This is a genomic window from Photobacterium pectinilyticum (assembly GCF_024357955.1).
GTDB lineage: Bacteria > Pseudomonadota > Gammaproteobacteria > Enterobacterales > Vibrionaceae > Photobacterium > Photobacterium pectinilyticum.
Map to the genome: position 1 here is coordinate 33,471 of NZ_JANEYT010000035.1, position 16,114 is coordinate 49,584.

Sequence of the window (16,114 nt, forward strand, 5' to 3'; positions counted from 1 at the left end):
GTCGTGTTTTTTTTGGTTTTTTAGGCTTACTCGGTAAAAAGCCTGAAAAGCTGAACGTGAGTTTAAGTTACTTTATATCAATGATTTACTTGTTGGTTTTTGGGTTGCCCATGATGGGATAAATACTTGTTCAGGTTTTATCTGAACAAGAGGGTATTTGCTGTTCGTGTTGTGTGTCCTGATCGTAAATGATACCTTTTTGCTTGCTGTGAGCTAACAGGGGAAAAAGCTCAAAAAGCTGAACATAATTAATCCACTTAAAAACAATGGTTTAGGTTAACCTGGCTGATGTTTACCCTTGAGTGTCGTGTTGAGCACCTAAAGGGTGTTTATTTTGTTGTTTGCTGTACGTTGAGGCTGGGGGGGATATGACCCCCGTAAAGTAGACTCGGGGGGAACTATTCGAGGCGCAAATCCAGCGGGGTTTTGCTGCGGCGGCCACCGATTTCTCGGGTCAGTTTCGGCACCATATAGCCCGACACATTCTCCATCAGGCCGGCCATTAGCTGGCGGGCAGTGTGGTCGTCGACCATAAAGTGCGCTGCGCCTTGGACCCGATCCAGCACGTGGAGGTAATAGGGAAGGATACCAACATCGAACAGGGATTCGCTGAGGTGGGTCAGGGCCTCGACGGAGTCATTGACGCCTTTGAGCAATACCCCTTGGTTCAGCAGTGTCACATCAGCCTGCTTGAGCGCCAGCATCGCCTGAGCCAGCTCCTCGTTGATTTCATTGGCATGGTTGATATGGGTGACCAGCACCGTTTGCAAACGGCTGCGAGCCAGCAGTTGGCATAGCTCGGGGGTAATGCGAGATGGCATGACCACCGGTAAGCGGGAATGGATACGCAGCCGCTTGATATGCGGAATAGCACTGATGGCATCGATCAGCCAGGCCACTTCATTGTCCTTGGCCATCAATGGATCGCCACCGGATAGGATAACTTCATTGATGTCCGGTTGGCTGGCGATATAGTCCAGTGCAAGCTGCCAGTTACGTTTGCCACCTTGGTTTTCCTGATAGGGAAAATGGCGACGGAAGCAATAGCGACAGTTAACGGCACAGCCGCCTTTGACGATCAGCAGGGCCCGGTTCTTGTATTTGTGCAGTAGACCAGGAATGGCATTGTCTTGCTCTTCTAAGGGGTCTTGGGAATAGCCCGGGTGCACCTCGAATTCCTCTGCCAGAGGCAAAACCTGTCGCAATAACGGGTCGTAAGGGTTGCCAACTTCCATTCTATCGACAAAGCTCTTAGGGACACGCAGCGCAAATAATTTCCGGGCCGCTAAGCCTTCTGCCCAAGGGGCGGGATCAATTTTAAGGCTATTTAGCAGCTGAATCGGATCAGAAATCGCATTAGCAAGATCATTCAGCCAGTTTTGCTCAACAGATGAGGCGTTTCGGGTTATTATATGCGGCATTAAATACAACTCGAAGATGTTAAGAGGATAGAAATGGCGTCTTTCAGCACCAATGAATTCCGCGGCGGAATGAAAATTATGCTAGATAATGAACCATGTGTCATTATCGAAAATGAATTTGTTAAGCCGGGCAAAGGCCAGGCGTTCAACCGCGTTAAAATCCGTAAACTGCTTTCAGGCAAGGTACTGGAGAAGACTTTCAAGTCTGGTGAAAGCGTTGAAGCTGCAGACGTAATCGATACTGAGCTTGATTACCTCTACAACGACGGTGAATTCTACCACTTCATGAACAATGAAACGTTTGAGCAAATTGCGGCAGACGTTAAAGCGGTAGGCGAAAACGCGAAGTGGTTAGTAGAAAACAACACTTGTACGCTAACACTGTGGAACGGTAACCCAATTGCCGTAACACCACCAAACTTCGTTGAACTAGAAGTAACCGAAACGGATCCTGGCCTAAAAGGTGATACTCAGGGTACCGGTGGTAAGCCTGCAACACTAACCACTGGTGCAGTCGTACGTGTACCATTGTTCATCGCTATCGGTGAAGTGATTAAAGTTGATACGCGCTCAGCTGAGTACGTAGGCCGTGTGAAGTAATTCACTTCCGGTTGTAAAAAAGGTCGCTTAGGCCTGGCTTTATACACAAATCCCTCGATTTACTCGAGGGATTTTTTTTGCTCGTTTATCTGCTTGATTAAGTCTCTTGGGTCTGGGCCTTAATCGACCGAGCAGGCATAAAAAAAGCACCGCGATGCGGTGCTTTTTTTGCTTCGTATCACGATTAGATCATGAATACGAAAATTACAGCCAGTGCAGACACAAGGAATGCTGCTGCGTAGCATGCGATTTTACCTACCACACCAGTGTGGAATTTCAGGTCATGCATACCGTGGTGCAGACGGTGCATCGCGTGCCACATTGGCAGAGCCAGAGTCGCGATAGTAAATAGTGCACCGATGATGCTGGTGACGAAGCCGGCAACGCGCTCGTAGCTCATTGAATCAGCGTCTAGGATACCCAGTGGTACCATGATACCCAGTACCAGCACAGTCACAGGTGTTAGCATTGCAAACCAAGTACCGCCAGCACCAAACAGACCCCACCATACTGGTTCGTCAGAACGTTTAGGATTTAGATTAACCACGTGGTTCTCCTTAAACTAGAACTAGTACGAACAGTGAGATTGCAGCAACTGCAGCCCACTGAGCCAGAACAACAACTTTCTTGTCCAGTGTCTTGCCTTTCAATTTGATAGGCATTACCTGAGGCATCATGCTGAAGAAAGTCTGTGCGTGGAACAGGCTACCCGCCAATGCCAGCACGTTCAGAATTACAACTACTGGGTTAGCCATAAACTCTAGCCAGCCCGCCCATGCTTCAGGGCCCTTCACTAGGCTACCTAGACCGAAAGTCAGACAGATAGTGAAGAAGATTAACGGTAAAATAGTTGCTTCACGAACCATGTAGAAGCGGTAGAAAGGGTGATCCTTCCACCAGGTGCGCTTCATTTCGCGAACGTAAGGTTTACGATTGCTCATCCTTATGCCTCCTGAGGCTTCATCATGGCGATAACGAAATCTTTAGATGATTCCACTTTGCCTTGGTTAACCGCTGCTGCTGGATCGACGCTCTTCGGACACACTTCAGAACAGTAGCCAACAAAAGTACAGCCCCATGCACCGTTTTCACCATTGATCAGCTTCATTCGCTCATCAGAACCGTTGTCACGGCTGTCTAGGTTGTAGCGGTGCGCTAGGGTTAGCGCTGCAGGGCCGATGAACTCAGGGTTCAGGCCGAACTGAGGACATGCTGAGTAGCACAGACCACAGTTGATACAACCAGCAAACTGCTTGTACTTCGCCATTTGCTCTGGCGTCTGGTTGTTTGGACCGTCTTCAGGCTTGCGATCGTTACCGATGATGTACGGCTTGATAGCTTCTAGGCGCTCGATGAATGGCGTCATGTCGACGACCAAGTCTTTCTCGATAGCAAAGTTAGCCAGCGCTTCGATTTTCAGACCGTTCGGGTAATCACGCAAGAAAGTCTTACAGGCCAGTTTTGGCACCTTGTTGACCATCATGCCGCAAGAACCACAGATTGCCATGCGGCAAGACCAGCGGTAAGCCAGGTCTTTGTCTAGGTTATCTTTGATGTAACCTAGCGCATCAAGCACAGACATGGTTTCGTTAAACGGTACTTCAAACATTTCGAAGTATGGTTCTGCATCTTTTGCTGGGTCATAACGCAGAATTTCTACTTTTTGGATGCGGTTGTCTGACATTATGCCTGCTCCTCTTTCTTCGCTGCCGCTTCAGCTGCTTCTTTCGCTGCAGCTTCTTCTGCCGCTGCACCGTATAGACGTGCTTTTGGCTGAGACTTGGTGATTGTTACGTCGCTGTACTCGATACGAGGTGCGTCATCACCGTTGTAGAAGGCTAGCGTGTGCTTCAGGAAGTTCACGTCGTCACGCTCTGTGCAACCATCGTCAAGACGTTGGTGGGCGCCACGAGATTCTTTACGCTGAATCGCAGAGTGAGCCATTGCTTCAGCAACTTCTAGGCCGTAACCAATTTCGATTGCATAAAGTAGGTCAGTGTTGAATACCTTGCCCTTGTCTTTGATGCTGATGTTCTTAAAGCGAGCGCGAAGTTCTGCTAGCTTATCAACCGTTGCTTGCATCAAATCTTCTTGGCGGTAGATACCACAACCGGCTTCCATGGAGTGACCCATTTCAGTACGGATATCAGCCCAGTTTTCGTCGCCTTCTTGAGACAGTAGGGTGTCAATACGGTCTTGAACCGCCTGAACCTGCTCAGTAATAGCGGCTTCGTTCCAGCCTTTGAATTCTTCAGCGCGTTTAGCCGCACCTTCACCAGCTAGGCGACCGAATACAACAAGCTCTGCAAGAGAGTTAGAACCTAGACGGTTTGCACCGTGCAGGCCAACAGATGAACACTCACCAACTGCGAATAGGCCTTTGATGCGTGTTTCGTTATGCTTGTCAGTTTCGATACCACCCATGGTGTAGTGAACCGTTGGGCGAATTGGCACTGGCTCTTCTGCCGGATCAACGTTCACGTAGGCTTTTGCAAGCTCACAGATGAACGGTAGACGCTCGTGTAGGTATTCTTTACCTAGGTGGCGCAGGTCAAGGTGTACAACATCGCCCAGTGGGTGCTTGATGGTGTTGCCTTTTTGCTGCTCGTGCCAGAATGCCTGAGAAACTTTGTCACGAGGACCCAGTTCCATGTATTTGTTCTTTGGTTGGCCGATTGGTGTCTCTGGGCCCATGCCGTAGTCTTGCAGGTAACGGTAACCATTTTTGTTCAGCATGATACCGCCTTCACCACGACAACCTTCGGTCATCAGGATGCCTGTGCCAGGTAGGCCAGTTGGGTGGTACTGAACGAACTCCATGTCACGCAGAGGGACACCGTGGCGGAAGGCCATAGCCATACCGTCACCGGTTACGATACCGCCGTTGGTGTTACAGTTGTAAACGCGGCCAGCACCACCTGTTGCAAGTACAACAGACTTCGCTTTAATGCAGATCAACTCACCTTCGGCCATGTGGATAGCCACAAGACCCTGTACTTCACCTTCTTCAACCAGTAGGTCGACAACGAAGTATTCGTCGAAACGCTTGATCTGATCGTATTTGATAGACGTTTGGAACAGTGTGTGCAGCATGTGGAAGCCGGTTTTATCTGCGGCAAACCATGTGCGCTCAACCTTCATACCACCGAAGCGGCGTACGTTCACGTCACCATTTTCTTTACGGCTCCACGGACAACCCCATTGCTCTAGCTGGGTCATCTCGCGTGTCGCGTTTTCTACGAAATATTCAACAACGTCCTGTTCACATAGCCAGTCACCACCGCCAACGGTGTCGTTGAAGTGGTTGTCCAAGCTATCCTCATCCTTGATGACGGCAGCGGAGCCACCCTCTGCAGCTACGGTATGAGAGCGCATTGGGTAAACTTTAGAAATAAGAGCAATTTCTAAGTCTGGGTTTGCTTCTGCAGCAGCGATGGCAGTACGAAGACCTGCACCACCTGCGCCGATTACAGCGATATCTGTGGTAATTGTTTTCACAGCTATCCTCCGGAGGTAAGACGATAAAATTTAAAAAAGTACGCCTGAGCGTACTTAACCTTGAAATCCTAGAGGCATTCTATGAAACAATATCGATAGAAAAGTTGATTTAGACGCGACTTTTTAAACGAAATAGCCCAAAAGTATAAGGCGATTATAGGAAGTGTGATTATTGTCACAAATTGTAATGCTTTACGGTTGTTAATTAATCGAAGTGAAATGTGTTGTTTGCTTCTGGCTCGTTAATGGCGTGTTTCGGTGTATGTAACCAAGTCACTAATAAAGAACAGTTTATGTAGGGTGTAAATGAGTGCTTTCATTCGGACTGTTGTGTAAATGCCGGCTCTGTGGTTGTTTTGTTAATCTTTTATTTGTTTTTCGTGTTAAAAATGAGTCCAAGCTGAATGCTTGCTGATCATGATTTTTTCATAATCTTTCATAAGTATTTTTGTTGTTGAAATCTGCTGGTATTAGGGCTTGGCTGATATGGGGTTAGATCCGGATGGTGGGTCTTCACATATTCGGGGGTCTACTCAAGGGTATGTTCCTTGGGGCGTTTTTCGGTAATGGGTATTTGGACAAAATGGGGTAAAATATTGACTTCACTTTCCCTCAATGTTTGATGATTACTGGCTATGACTATCCACTGGCAACCGACCGCTCCCCTGGCCCAACTTAAGCAGCGTGCTGCGATACTGGCGATGATCCGACACTTTTTTGCGCAACGAGAGGTACTGGAAGTCGATACTCCGGCGATGAGCCAGGCAACAGTGACAGACATTCATCTTCATACCTTTCAAACGACCTTTGTCGGCCCGGGCTTTGCCGATGGCCAGCAGCTTTACCTGATGACCAGCCCTGAGTTCCACATGAAGCGTTTGCTCGCTGCTGGTAGTGGTCCAATCTATCAGGTTTGTAAGTCTTTTCGTAACGAAGAATCTGGCCGTTTTCACAACCCTGAATTTACTATGCTGGAATGGTACCGCCCTGACTTTGATCACCATGCCTTGATGGATGAGATGGATGACTTACTGCAATTGGTACTGGGTAGCGGGCCTGCTGAGCGAATGACTTACCAGCAGGCATTTATTGATGTACTGGGTGTCTGCCCGCTGGAAGGTAGTATGGCGGCGCTCAAGTCTGTGGCGGCACATTTGGGGTTGGCCGATATCGCCGAACCTGAGCAGGATCGCGATACCTTGTTACAGCTGCTGTTTAGTGTCGGTGTCGAGACGAAAATAGGTCAACAGGTACCTGCTTTTGTCTACGACTTCCCAGCTTCTCAGGCGGCCTTGGCCCAGATCAACCCGCAAGATAGCCGTGTCGCAGAACGTTTCGAGGTGTATTTCAGGGGGGTTGAGCTAGCCAATGGCTTCCACGAGCTGTCCGATGGGGATGAGCAGCTCTCCCGCTTCGAAGCTGATAACTGCAAGCGTGAGGAAATGGGGCTAGCCCCGCAGCCTATCGACATGCGCTTGATCGAGGCACTGCGTGCTGGCTTCCCGGATTGCGCTGGTGTGGCCTTGGGGGTGGATCGTTTGATCATGTTATCGCTGGGTGTGGATCATATAGATCAAGTCAGCGCATTTCCGATCACGATCGCCTGATTGTCGATCCTAACCTATGGCGTTAAAGCACACTTGACCAATGAACCGCGCGGCTAGGTTGCCGCGCTGTTTGTTTCTGCCTGCAGAAACGGTTCATACATCTGGTGGCAGGAGGGTATCACTGCCGCGGCCAAAAAGCTGAGGGGGAACAGCCAGTCGTTTTAGTACAGGGTGTGGTTTTGTCGCAGGGTAGGATTCCAAGGCGCCTTAACCAACAGGCAAAGGATAATCAAATCACAGCTCAAATGCAAATAATTATCATTTGCTCTTTAGTTGGCTAATATCAGCATTGTACCAAATACCGCGACCACGGCACCGACCCAGGCCGTCACAGGAGGGCGTTGGCGGGTATGCAGCCAGAGCAATGGCAGGATCATGATCGGCGAGGTTGAAGAAAGTAGGGCAACCATGCCGACATCGCCATCACGCAGGGCATAGAGGATCAAGGTCATGCCAATCGCCATGGCAAGCAGTCCATTGAGGGCGACCTGTAGGAATATTCGAAGGTTGATTGATTGTATGGGCAGGGCGAGTCGGGCTCCGCTTAGACGCAATAGCGAATGGGCGGCAAAGGCACTGGCCATTCTGACCGCTGATGCCGCAATAGGGTCGACTGCAGTCTGCATGACGGGTTTGGCGATAATGGCACCGAGGGACTGGCATAGGGCCGCTGTCAGCCCGAGTAGGACGGCGAATGCGAGCGAACCATGGGTGCCTTCCCAGTGTTGCTGCCGGTCATCGCTTGGACGTTGGCCGAAAACGATCGCGATAGCCACGCCGGAAAAAACAGCGACACTGCCGACAAGCTTCCAGCCTTGTAACACTTCACCGAATAGCCACATGCCAAGCAATGCCGAAAATACCGCATGGCAGGCAAAAAGCAAGCCTCCGCGACGCGGGCCGATGCGATTGAAACAGGCAAACAAGGCGGTATCACCGATAAATATCCCGATCACACCAGATAGCAACATCACGGTAGCATAATCCCACTGCATGCTCGACCAGCCACCGTTGAGCCATGCCATGCTAGAGAGCATCACCGTGACACAGGCCATCCGCCAGCGGCTATAGGCAAAGGCGCCCAAATGACGAGAAGGGGTGATGGAAATCAGGCTGCTGACAGCCCACAGTAATGCAGCAGCCAGTGCCAGCCATTCGTAGTTCATGCTTATCCTTTATGGCCGCTACCTTCTACCCTGAAGGTTGCTTTGCGGTAGGCGGCGATCGTGCAATATCCTTATATTGGGGAAATATCTTGCGGTATATCAGTGAGAAGAGGCAAGGGATTTGTTGCTGGAACGCGGGGATGGAAAAAGGCGGCGCCTCAGCAGTCAACAGAAGCGCCAGGTATCAGGTTTATCAATTAGGACCATTCAACCGTCTTTATTCCAAGACGACCCGGGCATTGAGGGGTTGTAGCGGACGGGCATTGTTACCCATCACTTTATGCAAGCTGTCGATTTGCTGCTCGGTACCGGCTTGGGCTTCGCGCATGACAAACCAGCGTACCCCCTCGCTGCATGGAGGAGTCGTCAGCGAGCCGCTGAAACGGTAATACTCCCGCTCCCTCGGTAGCAGATCCGCTGGGTTCAAGGCCTTATTGAGTGGCAGGATCTGATCTTTTTCCGGTACGGTGGTCAGTAAGGTATTGAAGGCCTCATTACCACGCGGCCCAGTCTTGAACATTGCTGCCACGACGGCCAGTTGTCCCTTGGCATTGGCATGGACAAAATGTACTTCGAGCGGAAACTGCTTGCCGGCGATATAGTTTTCTGACGGGGTATGGAAATGGAACTGCTTGAGGTCGAAGATTTGATCATCGATAACCAGCTGGTTCTTGCCCTCGACATTGGCTTGCACAGTATGGCCGTTGTTAATTACCTCGTGGACCTTTCCTTGGTAATCGAGCTGCAGTGGGGTCAGCTCGGCTTTGACGGTGTGCTTGATGTCGATCGGAGTTTGGTTGACTCCTTCGCCACAGGTGACAAAGCTCTTGCCCCAGTTATCGGCGCCATGCTCGCCTTCATAGCTCCATTCGGCCGCTTGAGCGGTAGACATGGATGCCGCCGCCATGGTGAGTAGTAACACGTTGAAAGATTGTGATTTCACTTTCGTTCCTCTTTCTATTCTTATTTAATTAGCCAACCTTTTTAGTGTAGTGGGTGGGACGTCGCTGTGAAGAAGAAGGGAGTGGAATTGGCAGCCATATCCAGTTATAGATAAAAGAACAGGTCGTTATTGAAAACCTAGTTATTGATTTTGCGAGGGCTTTCCCCTCCCCCCCAAAAAAAAGCCGCCCTTAGTTGGGCGGCTTTGCACAGGAGGTGCTGTCAGGTTATGGGCCTCAGACCTTAAAGCGTGAAACGTCGCGGCACATGCTGGCTGCGGTACTGTGCATTTCCTTGGCGTTCTCCGTTACCGCATCGGTTTGCACCGACAGGTGATCTGACACATCCTTGATTGCTTGGGTATTGCGGCTGATATCTTCGCTGACCGCCCGCTGCTCTTCGGTGGCACTGGCAATTTGAGTCGCCATGTCCGAGATCTCGCTGATCGCCTGGGTGATTTGGCTTAGGCTGTCACTGGCGGCCTCGGCAAAGCCGACACTCTCACCGGCTAGGTTGGTGCTCGCCTGCATGCTGTCGACCGCTTGGCGGGTATTCTGCTGCAGGGTTTCGATCATCGCGCGGATTTCTTCGGTCGAGTCATGGGTACGTTTGCTCAGTACTCGTACCTCGTCGGCGACAACCGCAAACCCGCGGCCTTGCTCGCCTGCCCGTGCTGCTTCGATGGCGGCATTGAGGGCAAGCAAGTTAGTTTGCTCGGCAATACCTTGGATGGTCGACAGGATTTGATTGATGTTCTGGGCATTGCTTTCCAGTTTATTGATCACGCTGGCAGCATCGCTTACCTGTGTTGCCAGTGAGGTAATGGCATTGCGGTTTTGGCTGATAACGCCTTGGCCTTGCTCACAGGAACTGGTTGAGGCCTGTGCCGCGGCGGCGGTCATTTCGGCGTGGCTGGCCACTTCGGCAGAGGTGGCGGACATTTCATGGATGGCGGTAGCAATCTGGTTGATGTCGTTTTGCTGCTCGTTGACCTTCTGGTTGGCTTGCAGCGTTTGCTGGGCGGACAGCTCGGCTTGCTCGCCAAGGCGGTCAGATTGGGTGACCACGCCTTTGATCATGGTCTGCAGCTGGCCGAGGAAACGGTTCATGTTATCGGCCAGCATGCCGATCTCATCCATGCGTTCAATATCAATGCGTTGGGTAAGGTCACCTTGACCTTGGGCCAGCTGGGCTACAGATTCGCTGAGTCGTGATAGCGGGCGCAGCAAATTATTGATGGTCAGTGTGGCGATCGCCGAAATCACAATGTATAGGCCGACAGAGGCTAGCAGGATAAATTTGATTTGCTCGCCGATAGAGGCAAAGGCCAGATCTTTGTCTTCCACCAAAGCCAGTGTCCAGTTTGTTCCTGCGATAGGCGTGGCATAAATAAGCTTATCCTGACCGTCGCTATCGAGATGGAAAGTGTGGATTGCTGGGTTGGCAACCAACCGCTGGAGCAGCTGCGGTGATAAATCGCTATCCAGTTGGGTCAGTGGTTGCTGGCTCAGAGACTCATCGCTGTAGGCCACGATGTTGTTATTACCATCGACCAAAAAGGCAAAGCCGTTGTTGTCCAGTTGTAGGTTAAGTACTTGATCGATGATATCGGTAATGGTTAAGTCGGCCGCCAGTACCCCACGGTGTTGGCCCTGAAAGGCTTTGGCAAAACTAACCACCATACTGCCATCGAAATCCTCGTAGGGTGCGGTCAGGATCAGGCCGTTTTGGCGCATCGCATCCTGATACCAAGGGCGGGTGCGGGGATCATAGCCCTCAGGCCAATCTTCGGTCTTATCACCGTAGGCAATGGTACCGTCATTGAAACCGGCATAGACCGACAGGAACTGCCCGGCACGCTTGGTGAGCAGCAGTTCGCGGTCGACATTGTTCTGGTTGGCAATCAGGCTCTCGTTGGCCAGCATCATATCACTGCGTATGGCGAGCCAATCACTGATATTGCTGCTGGTACCTTGGGCAATATCGCGCATTTGATTGTTGATGGCGCTGGTGGTCTCCTGCTGAAGCTGGGAGATGGATATCCAGGCTTGGACGGCGCTGACGGTAGCGATAATCACTGCAATCGCCAGTTGTATTTTGTGTTTGATCGTTAGGTTCATTGTTATCTCTCTCGGCAGCCAGATGTTGGTTTTATATAAGTGGCATTTCCGGTGTGTTTTAGCGGAGCGGTGTGTACCTTGGGCAAAGCGAAAAGACCCATGGCAGAAGGTGAATGATAATTATCGATAATTCATATAATTAAAGTGATCTAGTTAACAGAGTTATGCTTCTAGAGTGTCGGAATAGTAAGGTTGTGTGAAGGCGGCATTAGCTGCCTTCACACTTTTGGGATGGGTGCCCGTTAGGTGATTATCAGCGCGGCGGTGTAGACCACAGCGAGGCCGACCAAACCGATAATAAGGCCGGTTTTGGCCATGTCTTTACTTTCTATTAACCCGGTTGAATAAGCCAGTGAGTTCGGTGGTGTCGAAACCGGCAGGATCATACCGAGCGAGGCCGAGAACGCGACAACGACCAGTACGCCTTGCAGGCCGCCGATTGATGCTAGGCTTTCCATGGATGCGGCGACAGCTGCGGCGATTGGGATCAACAGGTTGGCAGTAGCTGTGTTGGACATGAAGTTCGCCATCAGCCAACAGATAATCGACAAGGTCAGTACCACAGCAATGGGTGATAGGGCATCGTAATCCACAGCATGGGCCAGCGCTCTAGCAAGGCCTGTTTTATCCAGCGCGAGGCCAATGGCAATACCACCGGCAACCAGCCATAACACTTCCCAGTTAATCAGCTTGATTTCTTCTTTACCCATGATCCCGGTCAGGGTGAATACGGCGAGCGGAATAATGGACACCACATAGACATTCATACCGTGCAGTGAGCTGGTCATCCACAGCAGGATGGTCAGGCCGAAGGTAATGTACACCACAATAGCCTGCCAGCTTTTCTGGAACTGGCCATTGAGATCGAGCTGCATGTGGGTCTGGGTTGATGGGAACATCTTCTGCAGCAGCCACCAGGCAAAGGCCAGCTGCAGGATCACAAACGGCAGACCAATCACCATCCAGCCAAGGAAGCTGATGGCATTCTCGCCAGTTAGATACTGTAAGGCAATGGCGTTGGGCGGGGTACCGATTGGCGTGGCAATACCACCGGTGTTGGCTGCGATAGGGATACACAGTACCAATGCCTTGATGCCGATATCGCCTTTGGGTACCGAAGCGACGATGGGCGCCAGCAGGGCCAGCATCATTACGGTGGTCGCGGTGTTGGACATGAACATCGAGAACACTGCAGTGATCAACATCAGGCCGAGCATGATGAATTTGGGCTGGGTGCCAAACGGCTTTAGCAGTACCCGTGCCAAGTTGTTGTCCAGCTCATATTTTGATGCAGCTATTGCGAGGGCAAAGCCCCCCATGAACAGGATGATGATAGGTGATGAGAATGAACCGAGGATGTCGGTGTATTTGAGCACTTCCCCCATCTCATGGCCCGCTGGAGGTGTTCGGAAAGTATGTAGCCCACTATCGGAGATCATTATTAACTGCGAGGTAATGATCAAGATCGAGGTGGCGAAGACCGGGACGGGCTCCAGTACCCAAAGCAGGGCCGCAAGCGCAAAGATAGCAAGGAGGCGATGTTGGGAAACGGTTAATTCCGCGATAGGGATAGCATCAATCGGCAGCATCAGGATCCCGAGTGGGATCCCGAACGCGACCAGTAATTTAACTAGTTGGGATATAGGGAGTTTTTTCATAGTATGTTGGTTTGCTTATATTATTGACTGACTCCAGCATACTATTTGGGTATTGATTTTTTCCTCGACATGGTCAATTTTTTGCATAAAAAAAGGGCCGTAAAAGGCCCTTTTTGTTCAAAAATGTTAACCGTTTAGACTTCTGGCTGCTCCGCTGCAACACGCTTTGCGTAGGCACTGCCCATCTTGGTTGGTATACCGGCTTCCAAACCATCAACAAACTCAATGGCATTTTTGGGGAACAGGTTGATCACGGTGGACCCTAGTTTGAAGCGGCCCATCTCATCCCCTTTTTTCAGGGTAATCGCTTGCTCGCCGTCGGCTGGGTAATTCCAGCGATGAATTTGCGGGCTGCGCGGTGGCGTAATGGTACCTGCCCATACGGTTTCAATACTGCCAACAATTGTGGCGCCAACCAGTACCTGTGCCATTGGGCCGAACTCGGTATCGAAGATACATACCACGCGCTCATTGCGGGCAAACAAATTCGGTACATTCTTCGCGGTCAGTGGGTTAACCGAAAATAGCTCGCCTGGCACATAGACCATATGGCGCAAGGTGCCGTCACATGGCATATGAACACGGTGGTAATCTTTTGGTGACAGGTAAAGTGTCGCAAAGTGGCCGTCTTGAAACTGATCAGCCAGAGCTTGATCGCCACCTAGCAGTTCAACCGCTTCATAGGTGTGGCCCTTGGCCTGAATCAGCTCGCCGCCAGTGATGGGGCCTAGTTGGCTGACACAAGCATCGGCAGGGTGGCTGATGATCGCTGCCTCGTCATTGATTGGGCGGGCACCGTCTTTCAGCTCGCGAACAAAGAAGTTATTGAAGGTGTCGTAAGCTGCTGGATCTGGGTTACGAGCTTCATTCATATCAATGCCGTACTGGCGGATGAACCAGCGGATAACTGCGGTCGTTAACTTGCCAGCTTTCATTGAGGCAAGTTTGCCTGCTAGCTGGGTCAGGGTTTGCTTTGGCGCGCAGTACTGCAAGCCGATTTTGAAATTGTCGTGCACGGTGCCTTCCAGAAACAATAGGTTTTTCAACAAGATAGTTACTTATCTGTAACCTTGGCCTGTAATGATACCTAACTTGCTGAGTAAAGTCAGTTACTTGCTGTCGAGACTGCAGCTCCCCGTCGATACGGGGAGCGGTAAAGCAATCAATCAGGTTTGTTGCGTGAGAATTGGCGGTTGGCGACATTCTCAGACATGCTATCGATTATCTTATGGTAGCTATCATAGCGGGCTTGGTGGATTTTACCTTCTTCAACAGCTTCACGGATGATACAGCCCGGATCATTACCGTGTTTGCAGTCGCGGAATTTGCAGCCACCCAAGTAATCGCGGAACTCGACGAATGCCTCGGTGACTTGGTCTGTTTCCAGGTGCCAAAGGCCAAATTCACGTACCCCTGGCGAGTCGATAAGATCACCGCCATCAGGGAAGTGGTACAACCGGGCTGCTGTCGTTGTATGCTGACCCAGGCCGGAATTTTCTGATACATCACCAATTTCGGCCTCCACCTCTGGCATCAGGGCGTTCACCAAGCTTGATTTCCCCACGCCTGATTGGCCGGCAAAAATACTGATGTGGCCTTTGAGATCATCACGCAATCCATCAAGTCCCTCGCCTGTTTCCGAGCTGACCAAACGAACTTGATAGCCAATCTCTTGGTACAAGGCGAGGGTCTCTTCAACATGGGTGCGCTCATCTGGTTCAAGCAGATCGACTTTATTGAGAACAATTAGTGGTGGAACACCAACGGTTTCGGCTGCGATTAGGTAGCGGTCAATAATGTTTAGCGATAGCTCGGGCAGTACGGACGATACAATGATGATTTGGTTGACATTGGCTGCCACGGCTTTGACGCCATCATAGTAGTCTGGGCGAGTAAGCATTGACTCGCGTTCATGGACGGCTTCGACGACACCGTTAATACCTTGGAGTGCTTCAACACCCGGTCGCCAGACAACGCGATCGCCAGACACCAGGCTCTGAATACTACGGCGTAGATTGCAGCGGTGGATAATACCTGTTTCAGGGTCTTCAACATCAGCATGCTGACCGAAGCGGGTGATTACGAGGCCTTCACGAGCAGACTCCAGTAGGGCTTCATCCCACTGGACGTCATCTTTTTCGCGTTTCAGGCGTTTATTTTGGTTTGAGCGCACACGGCGACTCTGACCTTTAGTAAGCTTTTTCTTTTTTGCCACAAGAATATCATTCAGTTAAGTTGGCTTACGGTAATATACCGATGCATAGTCCGCCGAAAAACCTGCAGTTGCAATCTCGGCATTGGCGCTAGTTTGGTATTATCATACATGGTTTACTCATAGAATAGGCAATATCCGATGATGATCAGCGATCAGAACCTAATTTGGATCGACTTAGAAATGACCGGGTTGGATCCTGAAACCCATAAAATCATTGAAATTGCGACAGTTGTTACTGATGCGCAGCTCAATGTGTTGGCTGAGGGGCCAGTACTTGCGATACACCAGCCTGAAGCTGAACTGGCCAAGATGGATGATTGGTGCACCACGACTCATACCAACAGCGGCTTAGTTGAGCGGATCCGCCAGAGCAATGTGAGCGAAGAAGAGGCAATTCGTCAAACTATCGCATTCTTGGAGTTGTGGGTACCGAAAGGGGCATCGCCAATTTGTGGCAATAGTATTGGCCAGGATCGACGTTTCCTTTATAAGCATATGCCGGAACTAGAGCAGTACTTCCACTATCGTTATTTGGATGTCAGTACGCTCAAAGAGCTGACTCGTCGCTGGAAACCGGAAGTGCTTGATGGCTTTAGCAAGAAAGGTAGCCACTTGGCACTTGATGATATTCACGATTCGATTGCTGAATTACGGTACTATCGTGAGCAAATAATGAAAATTTGATGAGTAAATAGACGGTTGGAAAGGAAAGGACAAATTTTTTTTGAGAACTATTGCATCCGTCTCATTTCCTCGTATAATGCGCAGCCTCGAAAGGCAATTCTTACTTTAGTTTGCCTTTCAATAAAATACGGACGCGGGGTGGAGCAGCTTGGTAGCTCGTCGGGCTCATAACCCGAAGGTCGTCGGTTCAAATCCGGCCCCCG

At 50.5% G+C, this 16,114-nt stretch carries 14 protein-coding genes; 3 read left to right on the forward strand and 11 right to left on the reverse strand.

What is annotated here, in order from left to right:
- Nucleotides 1-398 precede the first annotated feature (398 nt).
- The gene (gene epmB, locus NHN17_RS15140) at nt 399-1,421 is read right to left on the reverse strand and encodes an EF-P beta-lysylation protein EpmB (protein ID WP_255043410.1); all 1,023 of its coding nucleotides are present in this window, start codon (nt 1,419-1,421) and stop codon (nt 399-401) included.
- Nucleotides 1,422-1,454: 33 nt separating this feature from the next.
- Between epmB and efp the strand changes: the two genes are divergently transcribed.
- Complete coding sequence (gene efp, locus NHN17_RS15145) at nt 1,455-2,021, forward strand: elongation factor P (RefSeq protein ID WP_255043411.1); 567 nt, start codon at nt 1,455-1,457, stop codon at nt 2,019-2,021.
- A gap of 184 nt (nt 2,022-2,205) precedes the next feature.
- On the opposite strand, the gene frdD is transcribed toward efp, so the two are convergent.
- Genes frdD through frdA form a run of 4 tightly spaced genes read right to left on the reverse strand, consistent with a single transcriptional unit; the run spans nt 2,206 to nt 5,519 of the window.
- Nucleotides 2,206-2,568, reverse strand: a complete 363-nt coding sequence (frdD, locus tag NHN17_RS15150; protein WP_107351010.1) for a fumarate reductase subunit FrdD — start codon at nt 2,566-2,568, stop codon at nt 2,206-2,208.
- Nucleotides 2,569-2,578: 10 nt separating this feature from the next.
- Nucleotides 2,579-2,962: a fumarate reductase subunit FrdC gene (gene frdC, locus NHN17_RS15155; protein ID WP_107351011.1), complete on the reverse strand. Its 384-nt coding sequence runs from the start codon at nt 2,960-2,962 to the stop codon at nt 2,579-2,581.
- A 2-nt stretch (nt 2,963-2,964) separates the two neighbouring features.
- Nucleotides 2,965-3,705, reverse strand: coding sequence for a succinate dehydrogenase/fumarate reductase iron-sulfur subunit (locus NHN17_RS15160; protein ID WP_107351012.1), 741 nt, complete (start codon nt 3,703-3,705; stop codon nt 2,965-2,967).
- Nucleotides 3,705-5,519 carry a fumarate reductase (quinol) flavoprotein subunit gene (gene frdA, locus NHN17_RS15165; protein WP_255043412.1) on the reverse strand — a complete coding sequence of 605 codons (1,815 nt, stop codon included), beginning with the start codon at nt 5,517-5,519 and terminating at the stop codon, nt 3,705-3,707. The genes NHN17_RS15160 and frdA overlap by 1 nt, the downstream gene beginning before the upstream one ends.
- 635 nt (nt 5,520-6,154) lie before the next feature.
- Between frdA and epmA the strand changes: the two genes are divergently transcribed.
- Nucleotides 6,155-7,126 carry an elongation factor P--(R)-beta-lysine ligase gene (gene epmA / locus NHN17_RS15170; protein WP_255043413.1) on the forward strand — a complete coding sequence of 324 codons (972 nt, stop codon included), beginning with the start codon at nt 6,155-6,157 and terminating at the stop codon, nt 7,124-7,126.
- 269 nt (nt 7,127-7,395) lie between these two features.
- Here epmA and NHN17_RS15175 read toward each other — a convergent pair whose 3' ends face one another.
- The 6 genes from NHN17_RS15175 to rsgA form a co-directional block, all read right to left on the reverse strand.
- Nucleotides 7,396-8,292 (reverse strand): DMT family transporter, encoded by an 897-nt coding sequence (locus NHN17_RS15175; protein ID WP_255043414.1) that lies wholly within the window; start codon nt 8,290-8,292, stop codon nt 7,396-7,398.
- A 217-nt stretch (nt 8,293-8,509) separates the two neighbouring features.
- Nucleotides 8,510-9,199: a carbonic anhydrase gene (locus tag NHN17_RS15180; RefSeq protein WP_255043427.1), complete on the reverse strand. Its 690-nt coding sequence runs from the start codon at nt 9,197-9,199 to the stop codon at nt 8,510-8,512.
- 271 nt (nt 9,200-9,470) lie between these two features.
- Nucleotides 9,471-11,354 carry a methyl-accepting chemotaxis protein gene (locus NHN17_RS15185; RefSeq protein WP_255043415.1) on the reverse strand — a complete coding sequence of 628 codons (1,884 nt, stop codon included), beginning with the start codon at nt 11,352-11,354 and terminating at the stop codon, nt 9,471-9,473.
- Between the two features lie 242 nt (nt 11,355-11,596).
- Nucleotides 11,597-13,012 (reverse strand): SLC13 family permease, encoded by a 1,416-nt coding sequence (locus tag NHN17_RS15190; protein WP_255043416.1) that lies wholly within the window; start codon nt 13,010-13,012, stop codon nt 11,597-11,599.
- Nucleotides 13,013-13,146: 134 nt separating this feature from the next.
- Nucleotides 13,147-14,028, reverse strand: coding sequence for an archaetidylserine decarboxylase (asd, locus tag NHN17_RS15195; protein WP_255043417.1), 882 nt, complete (start codon nt 14,026-14,028; stop codon nt 13,147-13,149).
- A 146-nt stretch (nt 14,029-14,174) separates the two neighbouring features.
- Entirely contained in the window at nt 14,175-15,227 is a 1,053-nt protein-coding gene (gene rsgA / locus NHN17_RS15200; protein WP_255043418.1) for a small ribosomal subunit biogenesis GTPase RsgA, read from the reverse strand.
- A gap of 138 nt (nt 15,228-15,365) precedes the next feature.
- On the opposite strand from rsgA, the gene orn reads away from it, so the two are divergent.
- On the forward strand, nt 15,366-15,911 hold the full coding sequence (orn, locus tag NHN17_RS15205) for an oligoribonuclease (RefSeq protein WP_255043419.1): 546 nt from the start codon (nt 15,366-15,368) through the stop codon (nt 15,909-15,911).
- Nucleotides 15,912-16,114 lie beyond the last annotated feature (203 nt).

Excerpts from the sequence above, each read along its gene's own strand:
- epmB (WP_255043410.1), bottom strand. The coding sequence starts at position 1,421 with ATGCCGCATATAATAACCCGAAACGCCTCATCTGTTGAGCAAAACTGG.
- efp (WP_255043411.1), top strand. The coding sequence starts at position 1,455 with ATGGCGTCTTTCAGCACCAATGAATTCCGCGGCGGAATGAAAATTATG.
- frdC (WP_107351011.1), bottom strand. The coding sequence starts at position 2,962 with ATGAGCAATCGTAAACCTTACGTTCGCGAAATGAAGCGCACCTGGTGG.
- NHN17_RS15160 (WP_107351012.1), bottom strand. The coding sequence starts at position 3,705 with ATGTCAGACAACCGCATCCAAAAAGTAGAAATTCTGCGTTATGACCCA.
- epmA (WP_255043413.1), top strand. The coding sequence starts at position 6,155 with ATGACTATCCACTGGCAACCGACCGCTCCCCTGGCCCAACTTAAGCAG.
- NHN17_RS15175 (WP_255043414.1), bottom strand. The coding sequence starts at position 8,292 with ATGAACTACGAATGGCTGGCACTGGCTGCTGCATTACTGTGGGCTGTC.
- NHN17_RS15180 (WP_255043427.1), bottom strand. The coding sequence starts at position 9,199 with ATGGCGGCGGCATCCATGTCTACCGCTCAAGCGGCCGAATGGAGCTAT.
- NHN17_RS15185 (WP_255043415.1), bottom strand. The coding sequence starts at position 11,354 with ATGAACCTAACGATCAAACACAAAATACAACTGGCGATTGCAGTGATT.
- NHN17_RS15190 (WP_255043416.1), bottom strand. The coding sequence starts at position 13,012 with ATGAAAAAACTCCCTATATCCCAACTAGTTAAATTACTGGTCGCGTTC.
- orn (WP_255043419.1), top strand. The coding sequence starts at position 15,366 with ATGATGATCAGCGATCAGAACCTAATTTGGATCGACTTAGAAATGACC.